Annotated in this window: 23 protein-coding genes and 1 pseudogene; 6 read left to right on the plus strand and 18 right to left on the minus strand. The window is 72.7% G+C overall.

Going from position 1 to position 23,439, the window contains the following annotated elements:
- Positions 1-148: 148 nt before the first annotated feature.
- The 3 genes from SLAV_RS11650 to SLAV_RS11665 all read right to left on the minus strand — a co-directional run bounded on the left by SLAV_RS11650 (position 149) and on the right by SLAV_RS11665 (position 4,925).
- Complete coding sequence (locus SLAV_RS11650; protein ID WP_030227374.1) at positions 149-3,856, minus strand: AAA family ATPase; 3,708 nt, start codon at positions 3,854-3,856, stop codon at positions 149-151.
- Positions 3,857-4,078: 222 nt separating this feature from the next.
- On the minus strand, positions 4,079-4,294 hold the full coding sequence (locus SLAV_RS11655; protein WP_030227372.1) for a hypothetical protein: 216 nt from the start codon (positions 4,292-4,294) through the stop codon (positions 4,079-4,081).
- 349 nt (positions 4,295-4,643) lie between these two features.
- The gene (locus SLAV_RS11665) at positions 4,644-4,925 is read right to left on the minus strand and encodes an acylphosphatase (RefSeq protein ID WP_030227369.1); all 282 of its coding nucleotides are present in this window, start codon (positions 4,923-4,925) and stop codon (positions 4,644-4,646) included.
- A 130-nt stretch (positions 4,926-5,055) separates the two neighbouring features.
- Between SLAV_RS11665 and SLAV_RS11670 the strand changes: the two genes are divergently transcribed.
- Positions 5,056-5,937, plus strand: coding sequence for a CAP domain-containing protein (locus SLAV_RS11670; RefSeq protein ID WP_051840513.1), 882 nt, complete (start codon positions 5,056-5,058; stop codon positions 5,935-5,937).
- Between the two features lie 72 nt (positions 5,938-6,009).
- On the opposite strand, the gene SLAV_RS11675 is transcribed toward SLAV_RS11670, so the two are convergent.
- Positions 6,010-6,621 (minus strand): flavodoxin family protein, encoded by a 612-nt coding sequence (locus SLAV_RS11675; protein ID WP_030227364.1) that lies wholly within the window; start codon positions 6,619-6,621, stop codon positions 6,010-6,012.
- A gap of 137 nt (positions 6,622-6,758) precedes the next feature.
- Between SLAV_RS11675 and SLAV_RS11680 the strand changes: the two genes are divergently transcribed.
- Positions 6,759-7,163 carry a winged helix-turn-helix transcriptional regulator gene (locus tag SLAV_RS11680; protein ID WP_030227363.1) on the plus strand — a complete coding sequence of 135 codons (405 nt, stop codon included), beginning with the start codon at positions 6,759-6,761 and terminating at the stop codon, positions 7,161-7,163.
- Here SLAV_RS11680 and mutM read toward each other — a convergent pair.
- The 9 genes from mutM to SLAV_RS11725 form a co-directional block, all read right to left on the minus strand.
- A complete protein-coding gene (gene mutM, locus SLAV_RS11685; protein WP_030227361.1) occupies positions 7,136-8,005 on the minus strand; it encodes a bifunctional DNA-formamidopyrimidine glycosylase/DNA-(apurinic or apyrimidinic site) lyase in 870 nt (289 codons plus the stop codon). The two genes, SLAV_RS11680 and mutM, sit on opposite strands and share 28 nt — an antisense overlap.
- A 135-nt stretch (positions 8,006-8,140) precedes the next feature.
- Positions 8,141-8,992, minus strand: a complete 852-nt coding sequence (gene rnc / locus SLAV_RS11690; RefSeq protein WP_030227359.1) for a ribonuclease III — start codon at positions 8,990-8,992, stop codon at positions 8,141-8,143.
- Positions 8,993-9,011: 19 nt separating this feature from the next.
- On the minus strand, positions 9,012-9,185 hold the full coding sequence (gene rpmF / locus SLAV_RS11695; protein WP_003965982.1) for a 50S ribosomal protein L32: 174 nt from the start codon (positions 9,183-9,185) through the stop codon (positions 9,012-9,014).
- A 2-nt stretch (positions 9,186-9,187) separates the two neighbouring features.
- On the minus strand, positions 9,188-9,832 hold the full coding sequence (locus SLAV_RS11700; RefSeq protein WP_030227356.1) for a YceD family protein: 645 nt from the start codon (positions 9,830-9,832) through the stop codon (positions 9,188-9,190).
- A 144-nt stretch (positions 9,833-9,976) separates the two neighbouring features.
- Positions 9,977-11,035, minus strand: coding sequence for a F0F1 ATP synthase subunit B (locus SLAV_RS11705; protein ID WP_030227355.1), 1,059 nt, complete (start codon positions 11,033-11,035; stop codon positions 9,977-9,979).
- 127 nt (positions 11,036-11,162) lie between these two features.
- Positions 11,163-11,642: a pantetheine-phosphate adenylyltransferase gene (gene coaD, locus SLAV_RS11710; RefSeq protein WP_030227352.1), complete on the minus strand. Its 480-nt coding sequence runs from the start codon at positions 11,640-11,642 to the stop codon at positions 11,163-11,165.
- A 14-nt stretch (positions 11,643-11,656) separates the two neighbouring features.
- Complete coding sequence (rsmD, locus tag SLAV_RS11715) at positions 11,657-12,235, minus strand: 16S rRNA (guanine(966)-N(2))-methyltransferase RsmD (protein ID WP_030227351.1); 579 nt, start codon at positions 12,233-12,235, stop codon at positions 11,657-11,659.
- A 46-nt stretch (positions 12,236-12,281) separates the two neighbouring features.
- Complete coding sequence (gene recG / locus SLAV_RS11720) at positions 12,282-14,477, minus strand: ATP-dependent DNA helicase RecG (protein WP_030227349.1); 2,196 nt, start codon at positions 14,475-14,477, stop codon at positions 12,282-12,284.
- A gap of 26 nt (positions 14,478-14,503) precedes the next feature.
- A complete protein-coding gene (locus SLAV_RS11725; RefSeq protein WP_030227346.1) occupies positions 14,504-16,174 on the minus strand; it encodes a DAK2 domain-containing protein in 1,671 nt (556 codons plus the stop codon).
- A 241-nt stretch (positions 16,175-16,415) separates the two neighbouring features.
- On the opposite strand from SLAV_RS11725, the gene rpmB reads away from it, so the two are divergent.
- Positions 16,416-16,601 (plus strand): 50S ribosomal protein L28, encoded by a 186-nt coding sequence (gene rpmB / locus SLAV_RS11730; protein WP_007266795.1) that lies wholly within the window; start codon positions 16,416-16,418, stop codon positions 16,599-16,601.
- Between the two features lie 112 nt (positions 16,602-16,713).
- Here rpmB and thiD read toward each other — a convergent pair whose 3' ends face one another.
- Positions 16,714-17,529, minus strand: a complete 816-nt coding sequence (gene thiD, locus SLAV_RS11735; RefSeq protein WP_037686630.1) for a bifunctional hydroxymethylpyrimidine kinase/phosphomethylpyrimidine kinase — start codon at positions 17,527-17,529, stop codon at positions 16,714-16,716.
- Positions 17,526-18,509 carry a thiamine-phosphate kinase gene (locus SLAV_RS11740; RefSeq protein WP_030227342.1) on the minus strand — a complete coding sequence of 328 codons (984 nt, stop codon included), beginning with the start codon at positions 18,507-18,509 and terminating at the stop codon, positions 17,526-17,528. Before SLAV_RS11740 ends, thiD begins: the two co-directional genes overlap by 4 nt.
- Before the next feature lie 245 nt (positions 18,510-18,754).
- Here SLAV_RS11740 and SLAV_RS11745 point away from each other — a divergent pair, with 245 nt between their 5' ends.
- Both SLAV_RS11745 and SLAV_RS11750 read left to right on the plus strand, forming a co-directional pair.
- Positions 18,755-18,988: an Lrp/AsnC ligand binding domain-containing protein gene (locus SLAV_RS11745; protein WP_030227340.1), complete on the plus strand. Its 234-nt coding sequence runs from the start codon at positions 18,755-18,757 to the stop codon at positions 18,986-18,988.
- Positions 18,989-19,011: 23 nt separating this feature from the next.
- Positions 19,012-19,494 carry a DUF3515 domain-containing protein gene (locus tag SLAV_RS11750; protein ID WP_030227338.1) on the plus strand — a complete coding sequence of 161 codons (483 nt, stop codon included), beginning with the start codon at positions 19,012-19,014 and terminating at the stop codon, positions 19,492-19,494.
- A 93-nt stretch (positions 19,495-19,587) separates the two neighbouring features.
- On the opposite strand, the gene SLAV_RS11755 is transcribed toward SLAV_RS11750, so the two are convergent.
- The 3 genes from SLAV_RS11755 to SLAV_RS11765 are packed head-to-tail and all read right to left on the minus strand — an operon-like array spanning position 19,588 to position 22,544.
- Positions 19,588-20,745 (minus strand): D-alanine--D-alanine ligase family protein, encoded by a 1,158-nt coding sequence (locus SLAV_RS11755; protein WP_030227337.1) that lies wholly within the window; start codon positions 20,743-20,745, stop codon positions 19,588-19,590.
- 39 nt (positions 20,746-20,784) lie between these two features.
- Positions 20,785-21,795, minus strand: a complete 1,011-nt coding sequence (locus tag SLAV_RS11760; RefSeq protein ID WP_030227335.1) for an NAD(P)H-dependent glycerol-3-phosphate dehydrogenase — start codon at positions 21,793-21,795, stop codon at positions 20,785-20,787.
- Positions 21,792-22,544, minus strand: coding sequence for a lysophospholipid acyltransferase family protein (locus tag SLAV_RS11765; protein WP_030227333.1), 753 nt, complete (start codon positions 22,542-22,544; stop codon positions 21,792-21,794). The genes SLAV_RS11760 and SLAV_RS11765 overlap by 4 nt, the downstream gene beginning before the upstream one ends.
- A gap of 189 nt (positions 22,545-22,733) precedes the next feature.
- On the opposite strand from SLAV_RS11765, the pseudogene cofC reads away from it, so the two are divergent.
- Positions 22,734-23,384 (plus strand): annotated as a pseudogene (gene cofC / locus SLAV_RS11770) (2-phospho-L-lactate guanylyltransferase); the annotation flags it as partial.
- Positions 23,385-23,439 lie beyond the last annotated feature (55 nt).

Raw genomic sequence — 23,439 nt, forward strand, 5'->3', positions numbered from 1 at the left:
ACCACCGGAGGACGGGAGACAGCGGAGCGAGCCTATGCGTTCATTTCCTGAAGTCAATAGTTGGCGTGAAGGTCGTGTTAAGCGGCTTGTTGGGACCTTGACTTCACTTCTTGAAAAGTAAAGGGGGTCGGCGCAGTTCGGCGCGGGTTCAGCGCAGTCGCTGGCTGATCACCTTCGAGACGCCGTCGCCCTGCATCGAGACGCCGTAGAGCGCGTCCGCGACCTCCATCGTCCGCTTCTGGTGCGTGATGACGATCAGCTGCGAGCTCTCCTGGAGCTCCACCATGATCCGGATCAGCCGTTGGAGGTTGGTGTCGTCCAGGGCCGCCTCGACCTCGTCCATCACGTAGAACGGACTGGGCCGGGCCTTGAAGATGGAGACCAGCAGTGCCACGGCCGTCAGCGAGCGCTCCCCGCCCGACAGCAGCGACAGCCGCTTGACCTTCTTGCCCGGCGGGCGGGCCTCGACGTCCACGCCGGTCGCCAGCATGTCGTCCGGGTCGGTGAGCACGAGCCGGCCCTCGCCGCCGGGGAACAGCCGCGAGAACACTCCCTCGAACTCGCGGGCGGTGTCGTGGTAGGCCTCGGTGAAGACCTGCTCCACCCGCCGGTCCACCTCCTTCACCACTTGAAGAAGGTCGGCCCGTGTCTTGCGCAGGTCGTCGAGCTGCTCGCTGAGGAACTGGTGCCGCTCCTCCAGCGCCGCGAACTCCTCCAGCGCGAGCGGGTTGACCTTGCCGAGCTGCTGGTAGGCGCGCTCGGCCGCCTTCAGACGCTTCTCCTGCTGCGCCCGGACGAACGGACCGGGCCGGTTGCGGGGGTCCTCGGGGTCCTCCGGAAGGACCTCGCCCTCGGCCGGCGGGGACGGCGGGACCGGCTGGTCCGGCCCGTACTCCGCGACCAGGGCGGCCGGCTCCACGCCCAGCTCCTCCAGCGCCCGGGTCTCCAGCTGCTCGATCCGCAGCCGCTTCTCGGCACCCAGCACCTCGCCCCGGTGCACGGAGTCGGTGAGCTTGTCGAGCTCGGCCTTCAGGTCACGGCCCCGGCCGCGGGCCTCGCCGAGCTCCCGCTCGCACGATCCCTTGGCCTCCTCGGCCGCCGTACGCTCCCGGTCCGCGCGGCCGATCGACACCTCCAGGTGCGCCAGCAGCTGCCGCGCGCCCTCGGCGACGGCGCGGCCCACCTCGGCCTCGTGGCGCAGCCGCTGCCGGCGCCGCTCCGCGCGGGTCCGGGCCTCGCGTTCGGCCCGGGCCGCGCGGTCCAGCCCGTCCGCGCGCCCGGCCAGCGCCTTGACCCGTTCCTCGTGGGTGCGCAGTTGCAGGCGGGCCTCCATCTCGGTCTGCCGCGCGTTCGCCCCGTCGGCCGCGAGCCGGTCCCGCGCCGAGGTGTCGGGTTCCCGCTCCACGGGCATCTCCTCCACCGCCGCGAGCCGCTCCGCGCACTCCTCCACCTCGGCCCGGGCCCGCTCCAGCGCCTCCTCGGCCTTGGCCGCGGCCAGGGCGCTGCGTTCGGCTTCGCCGAGGGCCCCCTTCGCCTGCCCGGCCAGCCTCCCCAGCTGCTGCGCCACCCCGGCGCGGGCGCGCTCCCCGGCCCGGTGCCGCTCGGCGAGCTCCTCGGCGAGGGCGGCCGCCGCGTCGCGACGGGCCCGGGCCTCCGCCTCGGCCGCGGTCAGCTCCCGGCACTCCCCGTCCAGCCGCTCCAGCTCCGCCGCCGCCTCGTCGACGGCGGCCTGCACCTCGATCAGGCTGGGCGCGCCCGCGGAACCGCCGTGCGCGAGGTGCGCCCCGAGGAGGTCCCCGTCCGCGGTCACCGCGACCAGGCCGGGGTGACCGGCCACCACCGCCTCGGCCTCCTCCAGGGTCCCGACCACGACGTGGTCCCGCAGCACCCAGGCCACGGCCCGGCGCACCTCGGCGTCCCCGCCCACCAGCGCGGCGGCCTCCCGCCACGCGGGCCCGCCCGCGGTCAGGACCGGGGCCTGCGGCTGCGCCGCCTCGCCCCCCGCCCCCCGGCCGTCCGCGGGGGCCGGGTGGGGGGCGTCGTCCGGACCCCGGTCCTGGCCGGGCAGAGCGGTACCGCCGCCCGGCGCGGGGGCCCGGTCCGGAGCCGCCCCGTCCGGGGCCCGGCCCGGGCCCGGGACCGCCGCCGGGGCCACCAGGAACGTGGCGCGGCCCGCGTCGGCGGCCCGCAGGTGACGGATGGCCAGGGCAGCCGCCGCCGGGGAGGCCACGGCCACCGCGTCGGCCGCGGCCCCGAGCGCGGCCGCCACCGCCACCTCGTACCCGGGAGCCACCGTCACCCGCTCGGCGGCCGGCCCCAGCAGTCCGGCCAGCCGCTCGCGCGCAGCGAGCAGCGCCCCCGTCCCGTCCTTGCGCCGCAGCCCCAGCGCGAGCGCCTCCCGCCGCGCCGACACGGCGGCTCGGGAGCGTTCCGCCGAGGTCAGCGCCTCCCGGGCGGCGGCCAGCGCGGCCTCCGCTGCGGCCAGCGCGGCCCGCGCCTGCTCGTGTTCGCCCTCCGCCGCCGGGTCTTCGAGCCCGCCGACCTCCTCGGCCAGCGCCTCGTACTCCTCCCGGGCGGCCTCCGCCCGCACCCGCGCCTCGTCCCGGGCGGCGACGAGCCGGTCGATCTCGGCCTCTGCGGCCCCGGCCCGGGAGCGGGCCGCGCCCAGCCGCCCGGTCAGCCGGGCCAGTTCCTCGCGCCGGTCGGCGATCGCCCGGGCCGCGTCCCGCAGCCGCCGTTCCTCCTCGGCGAGGGCCCGCTCCAGATCCGCCCGGTGCTCGGCGGTGTCCTCCAGCGCGCGCTCGGCGGCCTCCAGCGCGGCGGCCAGCTCCGCCTCCTGCTCCCGGATCCGGGCGGCCTCCCGTTCCAGTTCCTCGGGGTCGCGGCCGCGCCGCTCGTCCTCCACCGGGGCCGACGCGCTCTTGACCCGTGCCAGTGCCAGCGACTCGGTCCCCCGCACCCGCTCGGCCAGCTGCGAGAGCTCGTGCCAGGTCTGCTGCGCCCGCTGGAGCCGGGGCGCGAGGCGGCGTACCGATTCCTCCAGCGCGGCCTCCTGCCGCAGGGCCCCGGCCAGGTCCCGTTCGGCGGACTCCTTGCGCTCCTTGAGCGCGGCCTCGTCGGCGATCTCCGCGTCCAGGGCGCCCCGCAGGGCCACCAGGTCGTCGGCGAGCAGCCGCAGCCGGGCGTCGCGCAGGTCCGCCTGGATGACGGCGGCCCGCCGGGCCACCGCGGCCTGCCGGCCGAGGGGCTTGAGCTGGCGCCGCAGCTCGTCGGTCAGGTCCTGCACCCGCGCGAGGTTGGCCTGCATCGCGTCGAGTTTGCGCAGCGCCTTCTCCTTGCGCTTGCGGTGCTTCAGAACCCCAGCGGCCTCCTCGATGAAGGCGCGTCGGCCCATCGGGTCGGCGTGCAGGACGGAGTCGAGCCGGCCCTGGCCGACGATGACGTGCATCTCGCGGCCGATGCCGGAGTCGGAGAGCAGCTCCTGGATGTCGAGGAGCCGGCAGGTGTCCCCGTTGATCTGGTACTCGCTGCTGCCGCCGCGGAACATGATCCGCGTGATGGTGACCTCGGCGTACTCGATCGGCAGCGCGCCGTCGGAGTTGTCGATGGTGAGGGAGACCTCGGCCCGCCCCAGCGGGGGGCGGCCCGTGGTCCCGGCGAAGATGACGTCCTCCATCTTCCCGCCGCGCAGGGATTTGGCCCCCTGCTCCCCCATGACCCAGGACAGCGCGTCCACCACGTTGGACTTGCCCGAACCGTTCGGTCCCACGACGCAGGTGATGCCCGGCTCGAAGCGCAGGGTGGTCGCGGAGGCAAAGGATTTGAAGCCACGCAGGGTCAGGGACTTGAGGTGCACGCCGCCGGACTCTACCTTTCACGTTCGGTTTCGCCCATGAAGGTGCAGGGCACATCAGACGTTAAAGGAATGGGCCCCCCACCTGGCCCAATGCGGGCTCGCGGCGGGACGGCGGCGGAGTAGGACGCGGAGGGGGACAGGACGTCGGTGCAAGAAAGAAGGGACGCCGGAGCGTCCCTTGCAGATCATGCGGGGCTGGAGTGGTACGACGAGTAGCGCGGATCAGGTGAGCGCAGGCTCCGCCTGGGGTACGTCGAGGTCAATGCTGTCCAGCAGCGAGTCTCCGTGCTGAGCGGCGGCAGCGTTCAGTGCGTCGTTCTCGGACTGGATCCGTCCGAGCTCGGACTCGAGGTCCTGGACGCGCTGCTGAAGCCGTCGCATCTCGGCGAGGAGTCGCGGGTCGGAACCGCCGACGTAACCGAGAAGCGCCTTTGCCATGATGGATGGTCCTCCACACTGAGTGACCGACCGAAGCGGTGTGGGTCGTGAGGGAATCGCACCCGCGGATGTCCGGCAGCGACTGTCAGTCACTGCGCTTACTACTGCCAGCACTGCCAAACAGCTCAGGTGCGCGGGGCTTCCAGCGTCTCACCAAAAAGTTTGACGGTCAACACGATCACGCCCCGTATCGGCGGGCGGTCCGGCCGTCTCGGGCGGCGGGGAGGTCGGCCTCGGTTCCGAGCCTTCCACGAATCGATCTCCCCGGCAACGCCTCGACGGCGAATGCGCAGTTCCGACCGTGTGTGGTCCATCCAGGGATGCGATCAGTCCATGATCGTTCGATCGGTCACCGGATCGCGAAGCCCTCGTAGCCACCGCGCGGTGTGCCCCAGATCTCTGTCACCCCGTCCACCCGCCCGGGCGTGTCGGCGGAGCGGAGCCAGTCCAGCAGCCGGTGGCAATTCTCACGTTGACCTTCTGCCACCACCTGCACTCGGCCGTCGTCGAGATTGAGCGCGAAGCCGACCACCCCTCCGATCTCCAGAGCATTGGCCCTGGTGAACCAGCGGAAGCCCACTCCCTGTACTCGGCCGCGTACCCAGGCGGTCAGCCGGACGTCTTCATTCATGCATGAACGCTAACGGGGCAAACGATTCCGCATCACATCGCCCCCCAGGGCTCATCGACTACAGTCCCCCACCAATGCCTCACCCGTCCGGGTGAACAGGGTCGATCTTGCGAGGGAAGGCACGCCGCCGATGGGACGCCACCGACTCCATGCCACGCCGCGCCGCGGCGGCCGGCGCCGCACCGTCGTGCTGGGCGGGGTGCTCGGCGTGTCCGTGGCGGTGGCCCTCGGCACGGCGGCCGTCACGACCGGTTTCGTGCCGGTCGGCGGCTCCTTCCCCTACGTGGGCACGGACTCCGGGAGCCGGACCGAGGCCGGGGCGCAGCCGTCTGCGAGCCCCGAGCGGCAGGCGCCGGAGCAGCAGGGCGGCCTGGCCAACCTGTCCGGCCGCGCCTCCTCCGCCCCCGAGACGGGCACGCCCTCCACCAGCCCCTCGGCCTCCGCCTCTGCGTCGACCTCCCCCTCCCCTTCGGTCCCGCCCTCCCCGTCGGCCTCGCCCTCGACGGCGCCCCCGGCCCCGGTCCGGGAGCCGGAGAAGAGCGTGGCCCCGCAGACCACGAAGCCCGCGCCCCCGAAGACGGCCGCCCCGAAGCCCCCGGCCCCCAAGCCCTCCGCGACGACGCCCGACGACGGGCATTCCGCGGAGGAGGCCGCCGTCCTGACCCTGGTGAACCAGGAGCGGGCCCAGGCCGGGTGCGTCCCGGTCCGCGCGAACCCGCCGCTGGCCTCGCTGGCCGCGGCCTTCAGCAAGGACATGGCCGTACGGGGCTTCTTCGACCACACCGACCCGGACGGGAACACCCCCTGGAACCGGGCCGACAAGGCCGGGATCGGCGGCCTCGGCGGTGAGAACATCGCGCGCGGCCAGGGCGACGCCAAGTCCGTGATGCAGGCCTGGATGAACAGCCCGGGCCACAAGGCGAACATCCTCAACTGCGAATACCGGACCCTGGGCGTGGGCGTCTACTTCGGCGCCGGCGGCCCCTGGTGGACCCAGGACTTCGGCTTCTGACCGCCCCGCCCGCCCGGATCAGGGGCGGGCCACCGTGCGGGCCGCCCCTCGGGCCGCCCGCACCGGCGCCGGTCAGGCGCCGGACGCCGCCAGTGCCGCCCGGCCGGCCAGGACCACGCGGGTGTGCTCGGCCACGCGGCGGCCGAGGTGCTCGGCGGTCGCGATGTCGGCCTTGTGGACGCCCTCCGGACCCTCGTCGGAGTTGGTCTGGGCCGCGGCGCCGGAGGAGAAGCCGAGGCGATTGAGGTCGAACTCGGTGCCGGCGGTGGAGTTCCAGCCCGGCTTCAGACCCAGGTTGACCCAGCTCATGCCGTGCTGCGAGGCCAGCATCTGGAAGAACTGCAGGGTGTTCAGCTTGTCTCCGGCCTTGGAGGCGGAGTTGGTGAAGCCCGCGGCGATCTTGTCCTGCCACACGTCGCCGAACCAGCGCTTGGAGGTGGCCTCGGCGAAGACGTGGAAGGCGCCGGAGGCGGTGCCCATGTAGGTCGGGGAGCCGAAGACGATCGCGTCGGAGGCGTCGAGCAGTTCCCACTCGGCGTCGGTGATCGCGTCGACCTTGATCAGGTGGACCGTGGCACCCGTGGCGGCGGCACCCTCCCGCACGGCCTCGGCGACGACGGCGGTGTGGCCGTATCCGGAGTGGTAGGCGATCGAGACGACGGGGGCGGACGCGGTGGTGGACATGGTGGTTCTCCTCAAGAGCGGGGTGCGGGTGCACCGCCGCGCGCCGGGCACGGGGCGGTGCGACGAGAGAAAGAGAACCACTAACTTTTCGAAAGCGCAAGCGGACAGTTAGCGCTGCCCGGGAGTACGCTGTCCTTATGGAGACCCCTGTCTGTACCGACGCCACCACGGCCGACCTGCCGTTCGACGTCTTCGCACGCGCCTGCCCGTCCCGCGAGACCCTGGAACACGTCACCGGCCGCTGGGGCAGCCTCACCGTCGGCGCCCTGCGCGACGGTCCCTGCCGCTTCAACGAGCTGCGCCGCCGGGTCGAGGGCGTGAGCGAGAAGATGCTCTCCCAGACCCTGCACGCCCTGGAGCGCGACGGCATCGTCCACCGCGAGGCCCAGCCCACCAACCCGCCCCGGGTCGACTACGAGCTCACCCCGCTCGGCCGCGAGGTCGCCGACCGCCTGCTCTCCTTGATCCACTTCCTGGAGGGCAGCATGGACGAGGTCCTCGTCTCCCGGCGGTCCTACGACACCGCGCGCGGCGGCCGCTGACAGCGCGGGCAGAAGTAGCTGGACCGGTTCATCCACGCCCGCCGCCGGATCGGCGTACCGCAGCGTCGGCAGGGCTCGCCCTCGCGCCCGTAGGCGTCGAGGGACCGGTCGAAGTATCCGGATTCGCCGTTCACGTTGACGTAGAGGCTGTCGAAGCTGGTCCCGCCGACGTCCAGCGCGGCGTTCATGACCTCCCGCGCCCTGGCCAGGAGTTCCGCGCTCCGGGGGCGGGTGAGGGTGGCGGTGGGGCGCTCGTAGTGCAGCTTCGCGCGCCACAGGGCCTCGTCGGCGTAGATGTTGCCGACCCCGCTGATCAGGGACTGGTCCAGCAGCGCCCGCTTGAGCGTGGTGCGCTTGGCCCGCAGCGCCAGGTGGTACGCCCCCTCGTCGAAGAGAGGGTCGAGCGGGTCGCGGGCGATGTGCGCGATCACGTCGGGCAGCCCCTCGGCGCTGCCGGGGACGGTCTCGTGCAGCGAGAGCCCACCGAAGGTCCGCTGGTCCACGAAGCGCAGCTCGGTGCCGGCGGCGTCGTCGAAGCGGATCCGGATCCGCAGGTGCTTCTCGTCGGGGGTGTCGGCCGGCTGCACCAGCAGCTGCCCGCTCATCCCGAGGTGCCCGAGGACGGACAGCTCCCGCTCCTCCAGCGGCAGCCACAGGTACTTGCCGCGCCGCCTCGGCACGCCGACGGTCTGCCCGGCCAGGCGCGCCGCGAAGTCGGCCCCGCCCGCCGGATGGCGGCGTACGGCCCTGGGGTGGAGCACCTCCACGGACGCGACGGTCCGCCCGGCCACCCACCGCTCCAGACCGCGCCGGACCACTTCGACCTCGGGCAGCTCGGGCACGGTTCTCCTCCGGGTTCGACGCGGATCCGCTCGCTGCGGCCGAGCCTACCGGCCCCCGTGGGAGGCCCCCGAAACGGGTCCGCCCCGCCCCCCGCCGGAGCGGGGGGCGGGGCGGGAACGTCCCGAAGGAAGGGGTCAGACGCCCGGCGCCGGGTCGACGGGCGTCGGCGCCCCGCCGTCCGCGGCCCCGGTCCCGGCCGGAGCCGGGTCCTGCGCCGGAGCGGCGGCGGCCACGGCCGCTGCCGCGATCCGCTCGTCCGCGGCGGCACGGATCCCGCGCCACGCGGACTCCGCCGCCTGCTGTTCCGCTTCCTTCTTGCTGCGGCCGGTGCCGGTGCCGTACGAGACACCACCGACGCGGGCGGCAGCGGTGAAGGTCTTCTCGTGGTCCGGTCCGGTCTCGGTGACCAGGTACTCGGGCACCCCGAGCCCTTCGGCCGCCGTGAGCTCCTGGAGACTGGTCTTCCAGTCCAGGCCGGCCCCGAGGTTGGAGGACTTCTCGATGAGCGGGTCGAAGAGCCGGTGGACCAGCTCCGAGGCCGCGTCGAGGCCCTGGTCGAGGTAGACCGCGCCGATCACCGCTTCAAGGGTGTCGGCGAGGATGGAGGCCTTGTCCCGGCCACCCGTGCCCTCTTCGCCCCGGCCGAGCCGGATGAAGGAGCCGAGATCGAGGCCGCGCCCGACCTCCGCCAGTGCGCGCGAGTTGACCACCGCGGCCCGCAGTTTGGCCAGCTGGCCTTCCGGCAGGTCGGGGTGGGTGGTGTACAGCGTGTCCGTGACCACCAGGCCCAGCACGGAGTCCCCGAGGAACTCCAGGCGTTCGTTGGTGGGCAGACCGCCGTTCTCGTACGCGTACGAGCGGTGGGTCAGCGCACGCACCAGAAGGGCGGACTCGAGTCGATACCCGAGCCGCCCTTCCAGAAGCGTGTGGGACGAGGCCGCGTTGTTACTGTCTGCCTGCTTCTCAGCGTTGGACAGCTCAGACATTGCGCCTCTCACCAGCCGCTCAGACCTCGAGGACCTGGCGCTTGTTGTAGGTGCCGCAGCTCGGGCACGCAATGTGCTGGAGCTTCGGCTCCTGGCAACGCTCGCACGAAACCAGGGTGGGGACCGCAGCCTTCCACTGCGACCGGCGGTGGCGCGTGTTGCTGCGCGACATCTTCCGCTTCGGAACAGCCACGGCTACTTCTCCTGCTTCTCGGCGGCGCCCTGAACTCCGTCAGAGGCAGTGCCGCTCATGTTGTCCTTCTCATCGCCCTGATCGGTGACGAGTCCTTGCAATGCCGCCCAACGGATGTCGACGGCGTCGTGGTGGTGGTCCGGGTCGTCGTTCAGGCTGGTCCCGCAATCGGGGCACAGTCCGAGACAGTCCTCCCGGCACACCGGCTGCATCGGCAGTGCGAGCACCACCGCGTCCCGCAGCACGGGTTCGAGGTCGAACAAACCGTCCTCGAGGAAGAGCGTGTCCTCGTCGTCCTCGGCGTCGTCGGCCGGCTCCGCGGAGCGGTTCCGGTCGTCGGCGTCAGGGTACGAGAACATCTCCTGGAAGTCCGCCTTGAGCTCGCGCTCGACGGCCTCCAGACACCTTACGCACTCCCCCACGGCCGATGCACGGGCGGTGCCTGTGACAAGCACCCCTTCCATGACCGACTCCAGGCGGAGGTTGAGCTTCAGCGGGGCGCCTTCCGGCACTCCGATGACTCCGACGAGACCGAAGTCCGCCGGGGTCTCGATCTCACGGGAGAGCCGCTGCATGGCACCAGGACGCCGACCCAGCTCGTGCGTGTCGAACACGAGGGGGTTGCGGTGGTCGAGGCGGGTATTCAGGGCCGTTCCTGCTTTCACAGATCGCTGAAGATCGAGTTCCTGCCGCGTGAGCGAGAAGACGCTTACGGGCAGCATGGATCGCGGTGCATACGCGCGACCGAAGAGCCAGGATACCCGGCGCTTCGCTCTGAGCCCAATCCGGGGTCAGCGCCCCTGTTCGTACTGGCGCAGCTGGTCGAGGTTGATCATGCTCGTGTCGAAGAAGCTGGTCTCGTCCAGAGCGGGCTGCGAAGGCGCCTGCTGGGGATGGCGGTCCTGGGGCTGCTGGTAGGCGCCGTACGGGTCGGGCTGCTGTTGCTGCTGGTAGACCGCGTACGGGTCGGGCTGCTGCGGGACCCCGTAGGAGTGACCCGCGTACGGGTCCTGGTAGGCGTAGGCGTCCTGCTGCTGGACGGCCGGCTGCTGCGGGTACGGGTACGCGTCGTACTGCGGTGCGGGCTGGGCCTGCGCGGGGACGTGCGCGCGCACCGGGTCCGGCTCGGCCAGGCCGGCCAGGAAGTCCGCGTCGCTCGACGGGCGCGTCCCGGCGCCGCCGGCCGCGTCCTGGGCGGCCATGTGCGCGCCGAGGTCGTCCGTCGGGACCCGGCCCAGCAGCTTCTGGCGGCCCCGGCCGACGGCCTCCAGGGTCTTGGCGAGCACCGCCTCGAAGGTCGCCAGCTTGGTGTCCACGTACGCGTCCGCCTGCTGGCGCTGCACCTGCGGGTCGTGGCTGCGCTCGGGGGCGTCCGCGTCGGCGAAGCCCTGCTCGTCGAGGCCCGGGCCCCGTCCCAGGAGCTTCTCGCGGCCCCGGTCCACGGAGCCGATGGTCTTGCTGAGGACGACCTCGAAGTTGGCGAGCTTGCTGTCGACGTAGTCGTCCGCCTCGGCCCGGATCTCCTCGGCCTCGCGGCGCGCGTCCGCCAGGATCCGGTCCGCCTCGGCCTGCGAGCGGCGGGCGATCTCGGTGTCGGAGATCAGCGAACCCCGCTGGGCGTGCGCGGACTCGATGATCCGGTCCGCCTCCCGGCGGGCCTCCTCGACCATCTGCTCGCGGCCGCCGATCAGTTCGGCGGCCGCGGCGAGCGAGCCGGGCAGCGCCTGGCGCACCTCTTCGAGCATGTCCAGGAGTTCCGCACGGTTGATCACGCAGGACGCCGACATGGGCATGGACCGGGCGCCGCCGACGGCCGCGACGATCTCGTCGAGCTTCTTCTGTACGTCCATGGGGGCTCGCACTCTCTCTGCCTCGGACGGGTCCTGTGCCGGACGGGACCACTGACGGAGACGACTGTAGGGCCACCGGCCGGACGCGCGGCGCGGACCGGGGAAGCCTGGTCCGGCCGCCGCCGCCTCACTTCGCGCGCAGCCGCTCGATCAGCGCCGCGTGCACGTGCGCGGGGAGCAGGTGGGTGACGTCGCCGCCCCAGGTCGCGACCTCCTTGACCAGGGAGGACGAGAGGAAGCTGTAGGTGGGGATCGTCGGGACGAACAGCGTCTCGACGCCCGACAGGCCGCGGTTCATCTGGGCCATCTGGAGTTCGTAGTCGAAGTCGCTGACCGCGCGCAGGCCCTTGACGATGGCCGGGATGTCCCGCTGCTTGCAGAAGTCGACGAGCAGGCCGTGGAAGGCCTCGACCTCGACGTTGCCGTAGTCGGCGGTCGCCTCGCGGATCAGCTCGATCCGCTCCTCCACGGTGAACAGGCCCTGCTTCGACTGGTTGATCATCACGGCGACGTGCACCACGTCGTACAGCCTGGCGGCGCGCCCGATGACGTCGAGGTGTCCGTTGTGGATGGGATCGAAGGACCCCGGACAGACCGCGCGGCGCAACTGAACTCCCTCGTTCATGAGTCTTCGCTGGTGGAGGCGGCGCGACCGTGCCAAAGGGTGCCCTCGCCGTACTTCCGCGAACGGAGCGGCTCGAAGCCCTCGGGCCACGGGAACGCTCCGCTCCTCGTGCTCCGCTCCACGGTGACGAGCGCATCGTCGGTGAGCCAGCCATTGGACCGGAGTGTGAGGAGGATCTCCCCAAGATCGCCGTGCTCGACGGCGTACGGCGGGTCCAGGAAGACGATGTCGTACGGGTCCCCCTGTGCGGCCGCCGCCACGACCTGCTCGGCCTTGCCGGCCCGGAATTCGGCGCCGGGCAGGCCCAGCGTCCTGATGTTGTCCCGGATCGCCTTGGCGGCCTTGGCGTCGGCCTCGACGAGCAGGGTGTGGGCCGCGCCCCGGGAGAGGGCCTCCAGGCCCACGGCGCCGGAGCCGCCGTAGAGGTCGAGCACCCGGGAGCCCTCCAGCCCGTGCAGGGACTCCCACGTGGAGAAGAGCCCTTCGCGCATCCGGTCGGAGGTCGGGCGGGTGCCGGTGCCGGGCGGCACGGCCAGCCTCCGCCCGCCGGCGGTGCCGGCGATCACGCGGGTCATCTGGGGTCCTTCGGTGCTCGGGGGTTCGTTCGACGCTCCCCCATTGTCAGCCCTTCTCCAGGTACTGCTCCCGCTCGGTGTCCAGCAGGGCGTCCAGGGCGGTGCGCAGGCCGGGCAGGCGGGTCAGTTCGGGGTCGTCGGCGACCACGCGGGTGGCCTCCTCGCGGGCCTGGGCGATGACCTCCTCGTCCTCGATGACGGCGAGCATGCGCAGCGAGGAGCGCACGCCCGACTGGGCCTGGCCGAGGACGTCGCCCTCGCGGCGCTGCTCCAGGTCGATGCGGGAGAGTTCGAAGCCGTCGAGGGTGGCGGCGACGGCGGCGAGCCGGGCGCGGGCCGGGCTGGCCTCGTGCATCTCGCTGACCAGCAGGCACAGGCCCGGGGCGGAGCCTCGGCCGACCCGGCCGCGCAGCTGGTGGAGCTGGGAGACGCCGAAGCGGTCCGCGTCCATGATCACCATGACCGTGGAGTTGGGGACGTTGACGCCGACCTCGATGACGGTGGTGGCGACGAGCACCTTGACCTCGCCGGCGGCGAAGCGGCGCATGACGTCGTCCTTGTCGGCGGGGTCCATCCGCCCGTGCAGGACCTCGACGCGGAGCCCGGCGAGCGGTCCCTTCGCCAGCTGCTCGGCGATCTCCAGCACGGCGAGCGGGGGCCGCCTGTCCCCGTCCTCCTCGGCGGCCTTCTTCTTCTTGGGCTCGTCCTCGCCGTCCCCGATCCGGGGGCAGACCACGTAGGCCTGGTGGCCGTTGCCGACTTCCTCGCGGACGCGTTCCCAGGCCCGGGTGAGGAAGTGGGGCTTGTCCTGGGCGGGCACGACGTGGGTGGCGATCGGGGAGCGGCCGGCGGGCAGCTGGTCCAGGACGGAGGTCTCCAGGTCGCCGAAGACGGTCATCGCGACGGTGCGCGGGATGGGGGTGGCGGTCATGACGAGCAGGTGCGGGGGCTGCTTGCCCTTCGACCGCAGCGCGTCGCGCTGTTCGACGCCGAAGCGGTGCTGTTCGTCGACCACGACGAGGCCGAGGTCGTGGAAGCGGACCTTGTCCTCGATGAGCGCGTGGGTGCCGATGACGATGCCCGCCTCGCCGGTGACCAGGTCGAGCAGGGCCTGGCGGCGGGCGGGCATGCCCATGGAGCCGGTGAGCAGCACGACTTTGGTGCCCTGGTCGGAGCCGCCGAGCATGCCGCCCTCGGCGAGCTCGCCCATCATCTCGGTGATGGACCGGTGGTGCTGCTGGGCGAGCACTTCGGTGGGCGCGAGCATCGCGGCCTGCCCCCCGCTGTCGACGACGGCGAGCATGGCCCGCAGCGCGACCATCGTCTTGCCCGAGCCCACTTCGCCCTGGAGGAGGCGGTGCATGGGGTGGCTGGTGGCGAGGTCGTCGAAGATCTCCCGGGACACCTTCTGCTGGCCGTCGGTGAGGGTGAAGGGCAGCTTCGCGTCGAAGGAGTCGAGGAGGCCGCCGGGGGCGGGGCGGCGGGGGACGGCGGGGAGCTGGGAGTCGGCGTGGCGGCGGCGGGCGAGGGCGACCTGGAGGACGAAGGCCTCGTCCCACTTCAGGCGTTGGCGCGCGTCCTCGATGTCGGCCTTGGTGGCGGGGCGGTGGATCTTGAGGAGGGCCTCGGTGAGCGGGACGAGCCCGCGGCCCTCGCGCAGGGCGGCCGGAAGGGGGTCCACGGCCTCCTGGGCGCTGGGCAGGACCGCGTCCACGCATTTGGTGATCTTCCAGGACTCCAGCTTGGCGCAGGCGGGGTAGATCGGGATGAGCCGGTTCGCGAAGGCGGTCGCCGCGTCCCGGTCGGAGGCGTCGGCGCCGAGGAGTTCGTATGCGGGGTGGGAGAGCTGGAGCTTGCGGTTGAACATGCCGACCTTGCCCGCGAACATGGCGCGGGTTCCGGGCAGCAGGTCCTTGTGGGGTTTGTGGACGCCGGCTCCGAAGAAGACCAGCTGGAGCCGGCCGCTGCCGTCGGTGATGGTGACTTCGAGGCGTTTGCCGCGGCCGCCGTTGAAGGTCAGGATCCGGGCGTCGGCGACCTGGGCGACGACCGTCACGTGCTCGTCGAGCTGGTCGGCGAGCTCGGTCAGCGGGGTCAGCTCACCGCGCTCGGCGTACCGCCGGGGGTAGTGGTGGAGCAGGTCCAGGGCCGTGTGCAGGCCGAGCTGCTCGGCCAGCACCTTGGCGGTGGCGGGGCCGAGGGTCTTCTTGAGGTCTTCGTCGAGCGCGGGCACGTGTTCCATTGCACACCATCGCGCTGACAAGCCCGCTATTCCACCCCGATGAGCAGGGGCGCCGAGTACCGGCCGCCCCGGTAGGTGACCGTGTCGACGGCGAGGTGTCCGTGCTGCACGTACGCCTCCAGGCGCGCGGCGAGGGCGTCGGGGACCTCGGGGCCCAGGACGAGGGTGACCAGTTCGCCGCCGGAGCCGAGCATCCGTGCCAGGACGGCTTCGGCCGTCTCGGGCAGGCCGGCGCCGATGACGGCGACGTCGCCGTCGATCAGGCCGAGCACGTCGCCGGCCTGGCAGATGCCGGCGGAGGTGAAGGACTGCCGTTCGGCGACGGCCAGTTCGCCGTAGCGGGTGGCGCCGGCGGCGGCGGTCATGGCGACGACGTCCTCGTCGAAGCTGCCGTCCGGGTCGTGCACGGCGAGGGCCGCCAGGCCCTGGACCGCGGAGCGGGTGGGGATGACGGCGACGCGTACGCCGTCGGCGCGGGCCTGTTCGGCGGCGGCCGCGGCGGCGGCCCGCAGGTCGGCGGCGCCGGGCAGCAGGACCACCTCGCGGGCGTGGGCCCGGCGGATGGCGTCGAGCAGCACCGGGACGGCGGGCGGCTCGCCGGGGCGGGCCAGTACGGCGGTGGCGCCGGCCTCGCCGCACAGTCCGGCCAGCCCCTCGCCCTGGACGACGGCGACGACGGCCCGCTGGACGCGCGGGGCCCGCGCGAGGCGGCGCTCGTCGCCGAAGTGGGTGATGCGGATCCGGTACGGCCGCCCGGCGACCACTCCGGCCTCGACGGCCGCGCCGGGGTCGTCGACGTGGACGTGGACGTTCCACAGGCTGTCGCCGCCGACCACCACCAGGGAGTCGCCGAGCCCGTCGAGCGTGGCGCGCAGCTCCCCGACCGCCTCCTCGCCTGCCTCCAGCAGGTAGACCACCTCGTAGGCGGGTCCGCCCAGCTCCTCGGCGCACGGCCGGTCGTCCCGGGGGCCGGGCACGGCCCTGCCGCGCGCCGGTTCGGCCTCGGGCTCCTGTCCGGACAGCGCCTGCCACAGGGCCCCGAGTACGGCGACCAGCCCGCAGCCCCCCGCGTCGACGACCCCGGCCCGCCCGAGCGCGGCGAGCTGGCCCGGGGTCTCGGCGAGGGCCGCGCGGGCCCCCTCGTAGGCGGCGCGTGCCACGTCGGCGGCGGTCGCGGCGGCGGCTCCGGCTGCCGCTCCGGCTGCCGCCGCGGCCCGGGCGGCGGCTCCGGCGACGGTCAGCATGGTGCCCTCGACCGGGTGCGCGACGGCCTCGTACGCCTCCTCGGCGGCCTTGGACAGGGCGCTGGCCAGCAGCGGGCCTGCGTCGCGGCCGGCGGGCTCGGCGCCCAGGACGTCGGCGACCCCGCGCAGCAGCTGGGCGAGGATCGTCCCGGAGTTGCCCCGGGCGCCTATGAGGGCGCCGTGCGCGTAGGCCCGTACGGCCTCGGACAGGGAGGGGGTCCCGGCTGTGCCGTCGGTCACGTGGGCGGGGGGTGCGGCGAAGGCCTCGGTCAGGGCGCGGTCCGCGGATTCGGCGGTGAGGTAGAGGTTCGTGCCGGTGTCGGCGTCCGCGACCGGGTAGACGTTGATCGCGTCGATGTCCTCGCGGGCCCGGCCCAGTGCGGCCAGGGCCAGCGAGCTCCAGGTGCGCACCGCTTCGGCGTCGAGGGTGTGCGGGCCAGGCTCGTGCGCCACCGGGCGTTCCTCCTTGTGCGGGCCAGGGTTCACCGCAGGGTAACGAAGGACGGGCCCCGGCTCGGGACCCCGGGGCGGAGCCCGTCCCCGCCATGGTAGTTTTCTTGGACCCAAGCAGTCGTTGTATGCTGCTCAGGTTGCCCGTCGAGAGTCGGGTCATTCGTCCGGCAAGCCACTTCAGATCTCTGATTCCGGTGCGCCGGATTCCACCGTAATTGCATCTGAAGTCTTGGAGTGACCTGTGGCTGCCAACTGCGACGTTTGCGCCAAGGGGCCGAGCTTCGGCAACAACATCTCCCACTCGCACCGCCGCACCTCGCGTCGCTGGAACCCGAACATCCAGCGCGTCCGTGCCGTGGTCAATGGGACGCCGAAGCGCCTCAACGCCTGCACCTCGTGCATCAAGGCCGGCAAGGTCTCGCGCTGACGCCTCCCGTCGTCGTAGCGCAGCCCTTTCCGGTTGCCAAGAAGGCCGGTTCACCTCTGGTGAACCGGCCTTTTGCCTTTCCCGGGACGGTACGGGGAGGGGGTGGGCGCGTTCAGCGCCACTGCCAGGCGTGGTCGACGGGGCCGATGCCCGCGCCGAGCGCGAAGCCGGCCGCGATGGCGCCCGTGACGTACTCCTTGGCGGCCGTGACCGCCTCCGGGACGGCGAGGCCCTTGGCCAGGCCCGCCGCGACGGCGCTCGCGAGGGTGCAGCCGGTGCCGTGCGTGTGCCGGTTGTCGTAGCGGGGCGCGCGCAGCCACAGTTCCTCGGAGCCGTCGGTGAGCAGGTCCACGGCCTCGCCGCCGTGGGCGGCCAGGTGGCCGCCCTTGATCAGCGCCCAGCGGGGTCCGTGGCCGAGGACGGCGTCGGCGGCCCGGCGCATGCCGTCCTCGTCGGTGACGGTCAGCCCGGTGAGCTGCGCCACCTCGTCGAGGTTCGGCGTCGCCACCGTGGCCCGGGGCAGCAGCTCCCGGCGCACGGCGTCCAGCGCGGACGCGGCGAGCAGCGCGTCCCCGTGCTTGGAGACCCCCACGGGGTCGACCACCACCGGGGCCGCCGTGCCGGCCAGCAGCCCGGCCACCGTCTCCACCAGCACGGCGGAGGACAGCATCCCGGTCTTGACGGCCTGGACCCCGATGTCGTCGACCACGGCCCGGTACTGGGCGGTGACGGCCTGGGCGGGCAGTTCCCAGGCCCCCCGTACGCCGAGGGAGTTCTGCGCGGTCACCGCGGTGACGACGCTCATGCCGTGCACGCCGAGGGCGAGCATGGTCTTGAGGTCGGCCTGGATGCCCGCGCCGCCGCCGGAGTCGGATCCGGCGACGGTCAGGCACAGGGGCGGGTGCGGGTGTGGTGCCTGCCGGGTCACTGGGACGGTCCCTCGGCGGCCGGATCGGCGCCGAAGTGGTCCCAGCCGCCGGTGCTGGTCCAGGGGGCGCCGTCCACGGTCACCTGGGGCAGCGCGGAACGGTGCTGGACCTCCCCGATGACCTTCCAGCGGGCCGGGAGCTTCACGTCGGACGGGAAGGTCGCCACGATGGCGTGGTCCTCTCCCCCGGTCAGCACCCACTGGAGCGGGTCCACGCCGACGGCCTGGCCGATGTCGTGCATCTGGGTCGGGATGTCCACGGCCCCCGAGCGCACGTCGATGCGCACCTTGCTGGCCTCGGCGATGTGGCCGAGGTCGGCGATCAGGCCGTCGCTGACGTCGGTCATGGCGGTGGCGCCGAGTCCGGCGGCCGCGGGGCCCGCGTGGTACGGGGGCTCGGGGCGCCGGTGCGCCTCGACGAAGGCCCGCGGGGAGCGGAAGCCGCGCGAGAGCACCGCGTAGCCGGCCGCGGACCAGCCGAGCCAGCCGGTGACGGCCACGACGTCCCCGGGCCGGGCGCCGGAGCGCAGGACGGGTTCGTGGTTGCGCAGGTCACCGAGGGCGGTGATGGAGACGGTGATGGTGTCGCCGCGCACGACGTCGCCGCCGACCACGGCCGCGCCCGCCACCTGGCATTCGTCCCGGATGCCGTCCATCAGCTCGGTGGGCCAGGTGACCGGCAGTTCCGCCGGGACGACCAGGCCCAGGAGCAGCGCGGTCGGCACCGCGCCCATGGCGGCGATGTCGGCCAGGTTCTGCGCGGCGGCCTTGCGGCCGACGTCGTAGGCCGTGGACCAGTCGCGCCGGAAGTGCCTGCCCTCCAGCAGGATGTCCGTGCTCGCCACGACCCGTCGGTCGGGGGCCGACACCACCGCGGCGTCGTCGCCGGGTCCGAGCCGGACCGCCGGGGTGGTGGTGAGCCGTGAGGTGAGCTCCCGAATGAGCCCGAACTCCCCCAGCTCGCCCACAGTGCCCTTCATCGCTGTGCCCCTTCTTGGCAAGTCCGCTTGCGGTCGCGAGCCGTCACAGCTCTGGGTACCGTCAACAGATACGTCAACTTCTGCTCTCCGTGCGCCCCGCTGTGCGTGGCGCCGGGCCCACGGGTCTCCCCGCGGCGCACGGCGACGCGGTACCGTGGCGTCCCTTCTTCCCCGGGCCCGCCCGATCTGCCTGGGCCCATCCGAAGGTTAGGGGAAATGATCCTCGTGGCCGCCCTGGAGGTTCCGTGGTACAGGCGTACATCCTCATTCAGACCGAGGTGGGCAAGGCGTCGTTCGTCGCCGAGTCCATCGGAAAGATCGCGGGGGTGATCCAGGCCGAGGACGTGACGGGTCCGTACGACGTGATCGTGCGCGCCCAGGCCGACACGGTCGACGATCTCGGCCGCATGGTGGTCGCCAAGGTCCAGCAGGTGGAGGGGATCACCCGCACCTTGACCTGCCCCGTGGTCCATCTGTAGCCCCCGTCTACTCTTGGCCGGTGATGTCACTCCACCACCGGCCGTTCCGTCTAGCCGCCCCACTGGCCCTGCTGGCCCTCGCGGGCTGCGCCCCGGGGGATTCCGAGGCCCGGGTGGACCCGCCGCCCGCTCCGCCGGCCGCCGTCGCGGGGCTCTGTGCGTCGCTGCACAAGGAGCTCCCGGAGTCGGTGGCGGGACTGGCGCGGACCGCCACCGAGCCGGTGTCGGATCTGACCGCCGCGTGGGGCGGCTCGGCGATCGTACTGCGGTGCGGTATCCCCAAGCCCCCCGCGATGGCCGATCCGAAGCAGGAGGGCGTCGAGGTCAACGGCGTCGGGTGGCTGCTGGAGAAGATGTCCGACGGCGGCTTCCGGTTCACCACCGGGGCGCGGCTGGCGTACACGGAGGTCCGGGTCGACAAGGAGCATGCCACGGACGCGGGCATGCTGGTCGGTCTGTCCGCCGCCGTGGCCAAGACGGTGCCGGTGGGCATCTCCTCGTACTGATCCCGCGGGACCCGCCCCCGCTCACACCGCCGCCCGTCGGCCGCCCCTCTCGGGGCGGACGGCGGGCGGTCGGCTGTACGGGGCCGGGTGCGGCTAGCGCAGCCCGGTGGAGCGGCGCAGGGCCGCCTGGAGCAGGAGGTCCACCAGCTCCTGGTACTCGATGCCCGACTCCTGCCACATCCGCGGGTACATGGAGATCGGCGTGAACCCGGGCATGGTGTTGATCTCGTTGATGACGAAGGTGCCGTCCTCGGTGAGGAAGAAGTCGGCACGCACCAGGCCCTCGCAGGACGCGGCCTCGAAGGCCTCGATCGCGAGCCGCTGGACCTCGGCGGTCTGCTCCGGGGTGAGCGGGGCGGGCACGAGTCCGGTGGCGGAGTCGATGTACTTCGCCTCGAAGTCGTAGAAGTCGTGGCTGGAGACCGGCGGGATCTCGGCCGGGACGCTCGCGCGCGGCCCGTCCTCGAACTCCAGCACGCCGCACTCGATCTCGCGGCCGCGCAGCAGCGCCTCCACGATGATCTTCGGGTCGTGGCGGCGGGCCTCGTGGACGGCCGCTTCCAGTCCGGAGGGGTCGTCGACCTTGGTGATGCCGATGGAGGAGCCGGCGCGGGCGGGCTTGATGAACAGCGGCCAGCCGTGCTCGCCCGCGAAGTCCAGGATCCTGGCCGTGGCGGCGGCCGGGTCGGCCTCCCACTCACGGGGACGGATGGTCACGTACGGGCCGACCTTCAGCCCGAAGGAGGTGAACACCCGCTTCATGTAGTCCTTGTCCTGGCCGACGGCCGAGGCGAGGACGCCCGAGCCGACGTAGGGGACCCCGGACAGCTCCAGGAGGCCCTGGAGGGTGCCGTCCTCGCCGTAGGGACCGTGCAGGACGGGGAAGACGACGTCGACCTCGCCCAGCGCCTTGGGGACGGCGCCCGGCTCGGTGTAGACGACCTCGCGGCTGGCGGGGTCCACGGAGAGCACGACGGTGCCGTCCGGGGAATCCGCCAGTGCCTCCACGCTCGGGAGGACACGGTCCGCGATGGCCATGCGCTCGGGTTCGTCGGCGGTCAGGGCCCACCGGCCGTCCGTGGTGATGCCGATGGGCAGCACCTCGTACTTGGCACGGTCGATGGAGCGCAGCACGGCGCCCGCCGTGACGACCGAGATGGCGTGTTCCGAGCTGCGGCCGCCGAACACGACGGCCACGCGGGGCTTGCGGCCCTGCTGCTCAGGGGTCTGGGGGAGGTTCTCGCTGCTCATATCGCCACGAGGGTACCCGCTCACACGTCCGGAAAGGACTCAGCGGCGTTCCGGTTTCGCGCTGCGGCCCATCAGTTCCTTCAGCGCGACCAGCGGGGGCTTGCCGTGGTGCACGATGTCGACCACCGTGTCGGTGATCGGCATGTCCACCCCGTACCGGCCTGCCAGATCCGCCACCGACTGGCAGGATTTGACGCCCTCGGCGGTCTGCCGGGTGACCGCGATGGTCTCCTCCAGGGTCATCCCGCGGCCCAGGTTGGTACCGAAGGTGTGGTTCCGGGAGAGCGGCGAGGAGCAGGTGGCGACGAGGTCGCCGAGGCCCGCGAGGCCGGAGAAGGTGAGCGGGTCGGCGCCCATCGCCAGGCCCAGGCGGGTGGCTTCGGCCAGGCCGCGGGTGATGAGGGAGCCCTTGGTGTTGTCGCCCAGGCCCATGCCGTCCGCGATGCCGACGGCGAGGCCGATGACGTTCTTGACGGCGCCGCCGAGCTCGCAGCCGATGACGTCGGTGCTGGTGTACGGGCGGAAGTACGCGGTGTGGCAGGCGGCCTGGAGTCGCCGGGCCACGTCCTCGTCCACGCAGGCGACGACGGAGGCGGCGGGCTGGCGGGCGACGATCTCGCGGGCCAGGTTGGGTCCGGTGACCACGGCGACGCGTTCGGCGGGGACCTTGGCCACCTCTTCGATGACCTCGCTCATCCGCTTGGCGGTGCCGAGTTCGATGCCCTTCATCAGGGAGACGAGCACGGCGTCGGCGGGCAGCAGCGGCGCCCACGCGGCGAGGTTGGCGCGCAGGGTCTGCGAGGGGATGGCCAGGACGGCGAAGTCGGCGTCGCGGGCGGCCTCGGCGGCGTCGGTGGTGGCGCGGAGGTTCGCGGGCAGTTCGACGCCGGGGAAGTAGTCCGGGTTGGTCCGGCCGGTGTTGATGGCGTCGGCGAGCTCCTGGCGGCGCCCCCACAGGGTCACCTCGCAGCCGGCGTCGGCGAGCACCATGCCGAAGGCCGTGCCCCAGGAGCCCGTTCCGAAGACGGCCGCCTTCACGGGACGTGTCACTTGTCGCCCTCCCCCGCGGCGTTGCGCCGCTGCTCCGCCCTGGCCTTGCGGTGGTCGTACGGCTGCCCGGGCGCGCGCTGCCCGCGCAGTTCCTCCAGGAGCCCGGTGATGTCGGCCATGATGGCCTCGGTGGCCCCCTTGAGGACCTCCGGAGTGGGTTCCCGGTCGTAGTAGGCCGAGAGGTCCACGGGCGGTCCCGCGAGCACCTGGAGGGTCTTGCGCGGGAACAGGCGGACCTTGTTCTCCTTGGCGTAGGGCGGCATCGCGAGGTTCGCGCCCCACTGGGCCACCGGAATGACCGGGGCCTTGGTGATCAGTGCCACGCGGGCGACGCCGGTCTTGCCGGCCATCGGCCACATCTCCGGATCGCGGGTGAGGGTGCCCTCCGGGTAAAAGGCCACGCATTCACCGCGCTCGACGGCGTCGACGGCCGCACGGAATGCGTCCAGGGCGTTCGTGGTCTCCCGGTAGACGGGGATCTGCCCGGAGCCGCGGAGGATCGTGCCGACAAAAGGCACCTTGAAGAGTCCGGCCTTGGCGAGCAATCGGGGCACCCGGCCGGTGTTGTACTGGAAGTGCGCGTAGGAGAGCGGGTCCAGATACGAGTTGTGATTGACGGCGGTGATAAATCCGCCCTCAGCCGGAATGTGCTCCATTCCCCGCCAGTCCCGCTTGAAGAGCACTACCAGCGGCGGTTTAGCGATGACCGCCGCCAGGCGGTACCAGAAGCCGATTCTGCGGCGGGACACTCGGACACCTTCCTCTAGGAGCGGTGCGCGGCTTGGGCACCTTGCGGGCCGGACAAGTGTCGCTTCGGGTCCGGTCCCTGTCGAGGACACCGTACGCCCCGCTCGCACCACCGGGCCCCCCTGTGGCCGGTCGGAGGCGACAATGGGCCGACCGGGGGCCGGGCGACGGCCCGCCGATGGCCGGGGCGGGTGCGGGAGCGCACCGGAGGGAAGGGGTCCGTCACGAACGCCGTGTGGAGTCTGGTGGTGCCGCTGAAGCCCTTGGCGCTGGCGAAGAGCCGGCTGGCGGCGGCCGTCGGCGCGTCCCGTCCGGGGCTGGCTCTGGCCTTCGCCCAGGACACCGTGGCCGGGGCGCTGGCCTGCGCCTCGGTCGCGGATGTGGTGGTCGTCACGGACGACGTCCTGGCCGGTGCGGAACTGGCCAGACTGGGTGCGCGGATCCTTCCCGACTCCCCCGGGGCCGGGCTCAACGCCGCCTTGGACCACGGGGCGCGGGCGGTGCGCGCCGGGCGGCCCGGGACCGCGGTGGCGGCGATCAACGCGGACCTGCCCGCCCTGCGGCCGCCGGAATTGCTACGCGTGCTCGATACCGCCACCGCATTTCCCCGGGCATTTCTGGCGGATGCGGCCGGAATCGGTACGACGCTGCTTTGCGCGGGCCCCGACGTGGAATTGGCGCCCTCGTTCGGCGGACCCTCCCGGGCCCGTCATTCGGCCTCGGGGGCGGTGGAAATCGCACTGACGGACGTCGAGAGCGTCCGCCGGGACGTGGACACTCCGGCGGACCTGCGCACGGCCCTGGCCCTCGGCGTGGGGCGGCACACGGCCCGATACAGTGCCCGTATGCAGGCGACCGCGTACACGTACGACTCCCGGACCCACAGCGGCAGTGTGC

It is taken from the genome of Streptomyces lavendulae subsp. lavendulae, assembly GCF_002803845.1.
Taxonomy (GTDB): Bacteria; Actinomycetota; Actinomycetes; order Streptomycetales; family Streptomycetaceae; genus Streptomyces; species Streptomyces lavendulae.

Excerpts from the sequence above, each read along its gene's own strand:
- SLAV_RS11750 (WP_030227338.1), top strand. The coding sequence starts at position 19,012 with ATGTCACTCCACCACCGGCCGTTCCGTCTAGCCGCCCCACTGGCCCTG.
- SLAV_RS11705 (WP_030227355.1), bottom strand. The coding sequence starts at position 11,035 with ATGGACGTACAGAAGAAGCTCGACGAGATCGTCGCGGCCGTCGGCGGC.
- SLAV_RS11740 (WP_030227342.1), bottom strand. The coding sequence starts at position 18,509 with ATGAAGGGCACTGTGGGCGAGCTGGGGGAGTTCGGGCTCATTCGGGAG.
- recG (WP_030227349.1), bottom strand. The coding sequence starts at position 14,477 with ATGGAACACGTGCCCGCGCTCGACGAAGACCTCAAGAAGACCCTCGGC.
- SLAV_RS11675 (WP_030227364.1), bottom strand. The coding sequence starts at position 6,621 with ATGTCCACCACCGCGTCCGCCCCCGTCGTCTCGATCGCCTACCACTCC.
- rnc (WP_030227359.1), bottom strand. The coding sequence starts at position 8,992 with ATGTCTGAGCTGTCCAACGCTGAGAAGCAGGCAGACAGTAACAACGCG.
- rsmD (WP_030227351.1), bottom strand. The coding sequence starts at position 12,235 with ATGACCCGCGTGATCGCCGGCACCGCCGGCGGGCGGAGGCTGGCCGTG.
- SLAV_RS11680 (WP_030227363.1), top strand. The coding sequence starts at position 6,759 with ATGGAGACCCCTGTCTGTACCGACGCCACCACGGCCGACCTGCCGTTC.
- SLAV_RS11755 (WP_030227337.1), bottom strand. The coding sequence starts at position 20,745 with ATGAGCAGCGAGAACCTCCCCCAGACCCCTGAGCAGCAGGGCCGCAAG.
- SLAV_RS11665 (WP_030227369.1), bottom strand. The coding sequence starts at position 4,925 with ATGAATGAAGACGTCCGGCTGACCGCCTGGGTACGCGGCCGAGTACAG.
- SLAV_RS11655 (WP_030227372.1), bottom strand. The coding sequence starts at position 4,294 with ATGGCAAAGGCGCTTCTCGGTTACGTCGGCGGTTCCGACCCGCGACTC.
- SLAV_RS11670 (WP_051840513.1), top strand. The coding sequence starts at position 5,056 with ATGGGACGCCACCGACTCCATGCCACGCCGCGCCGCGGCGGCCGGCGC.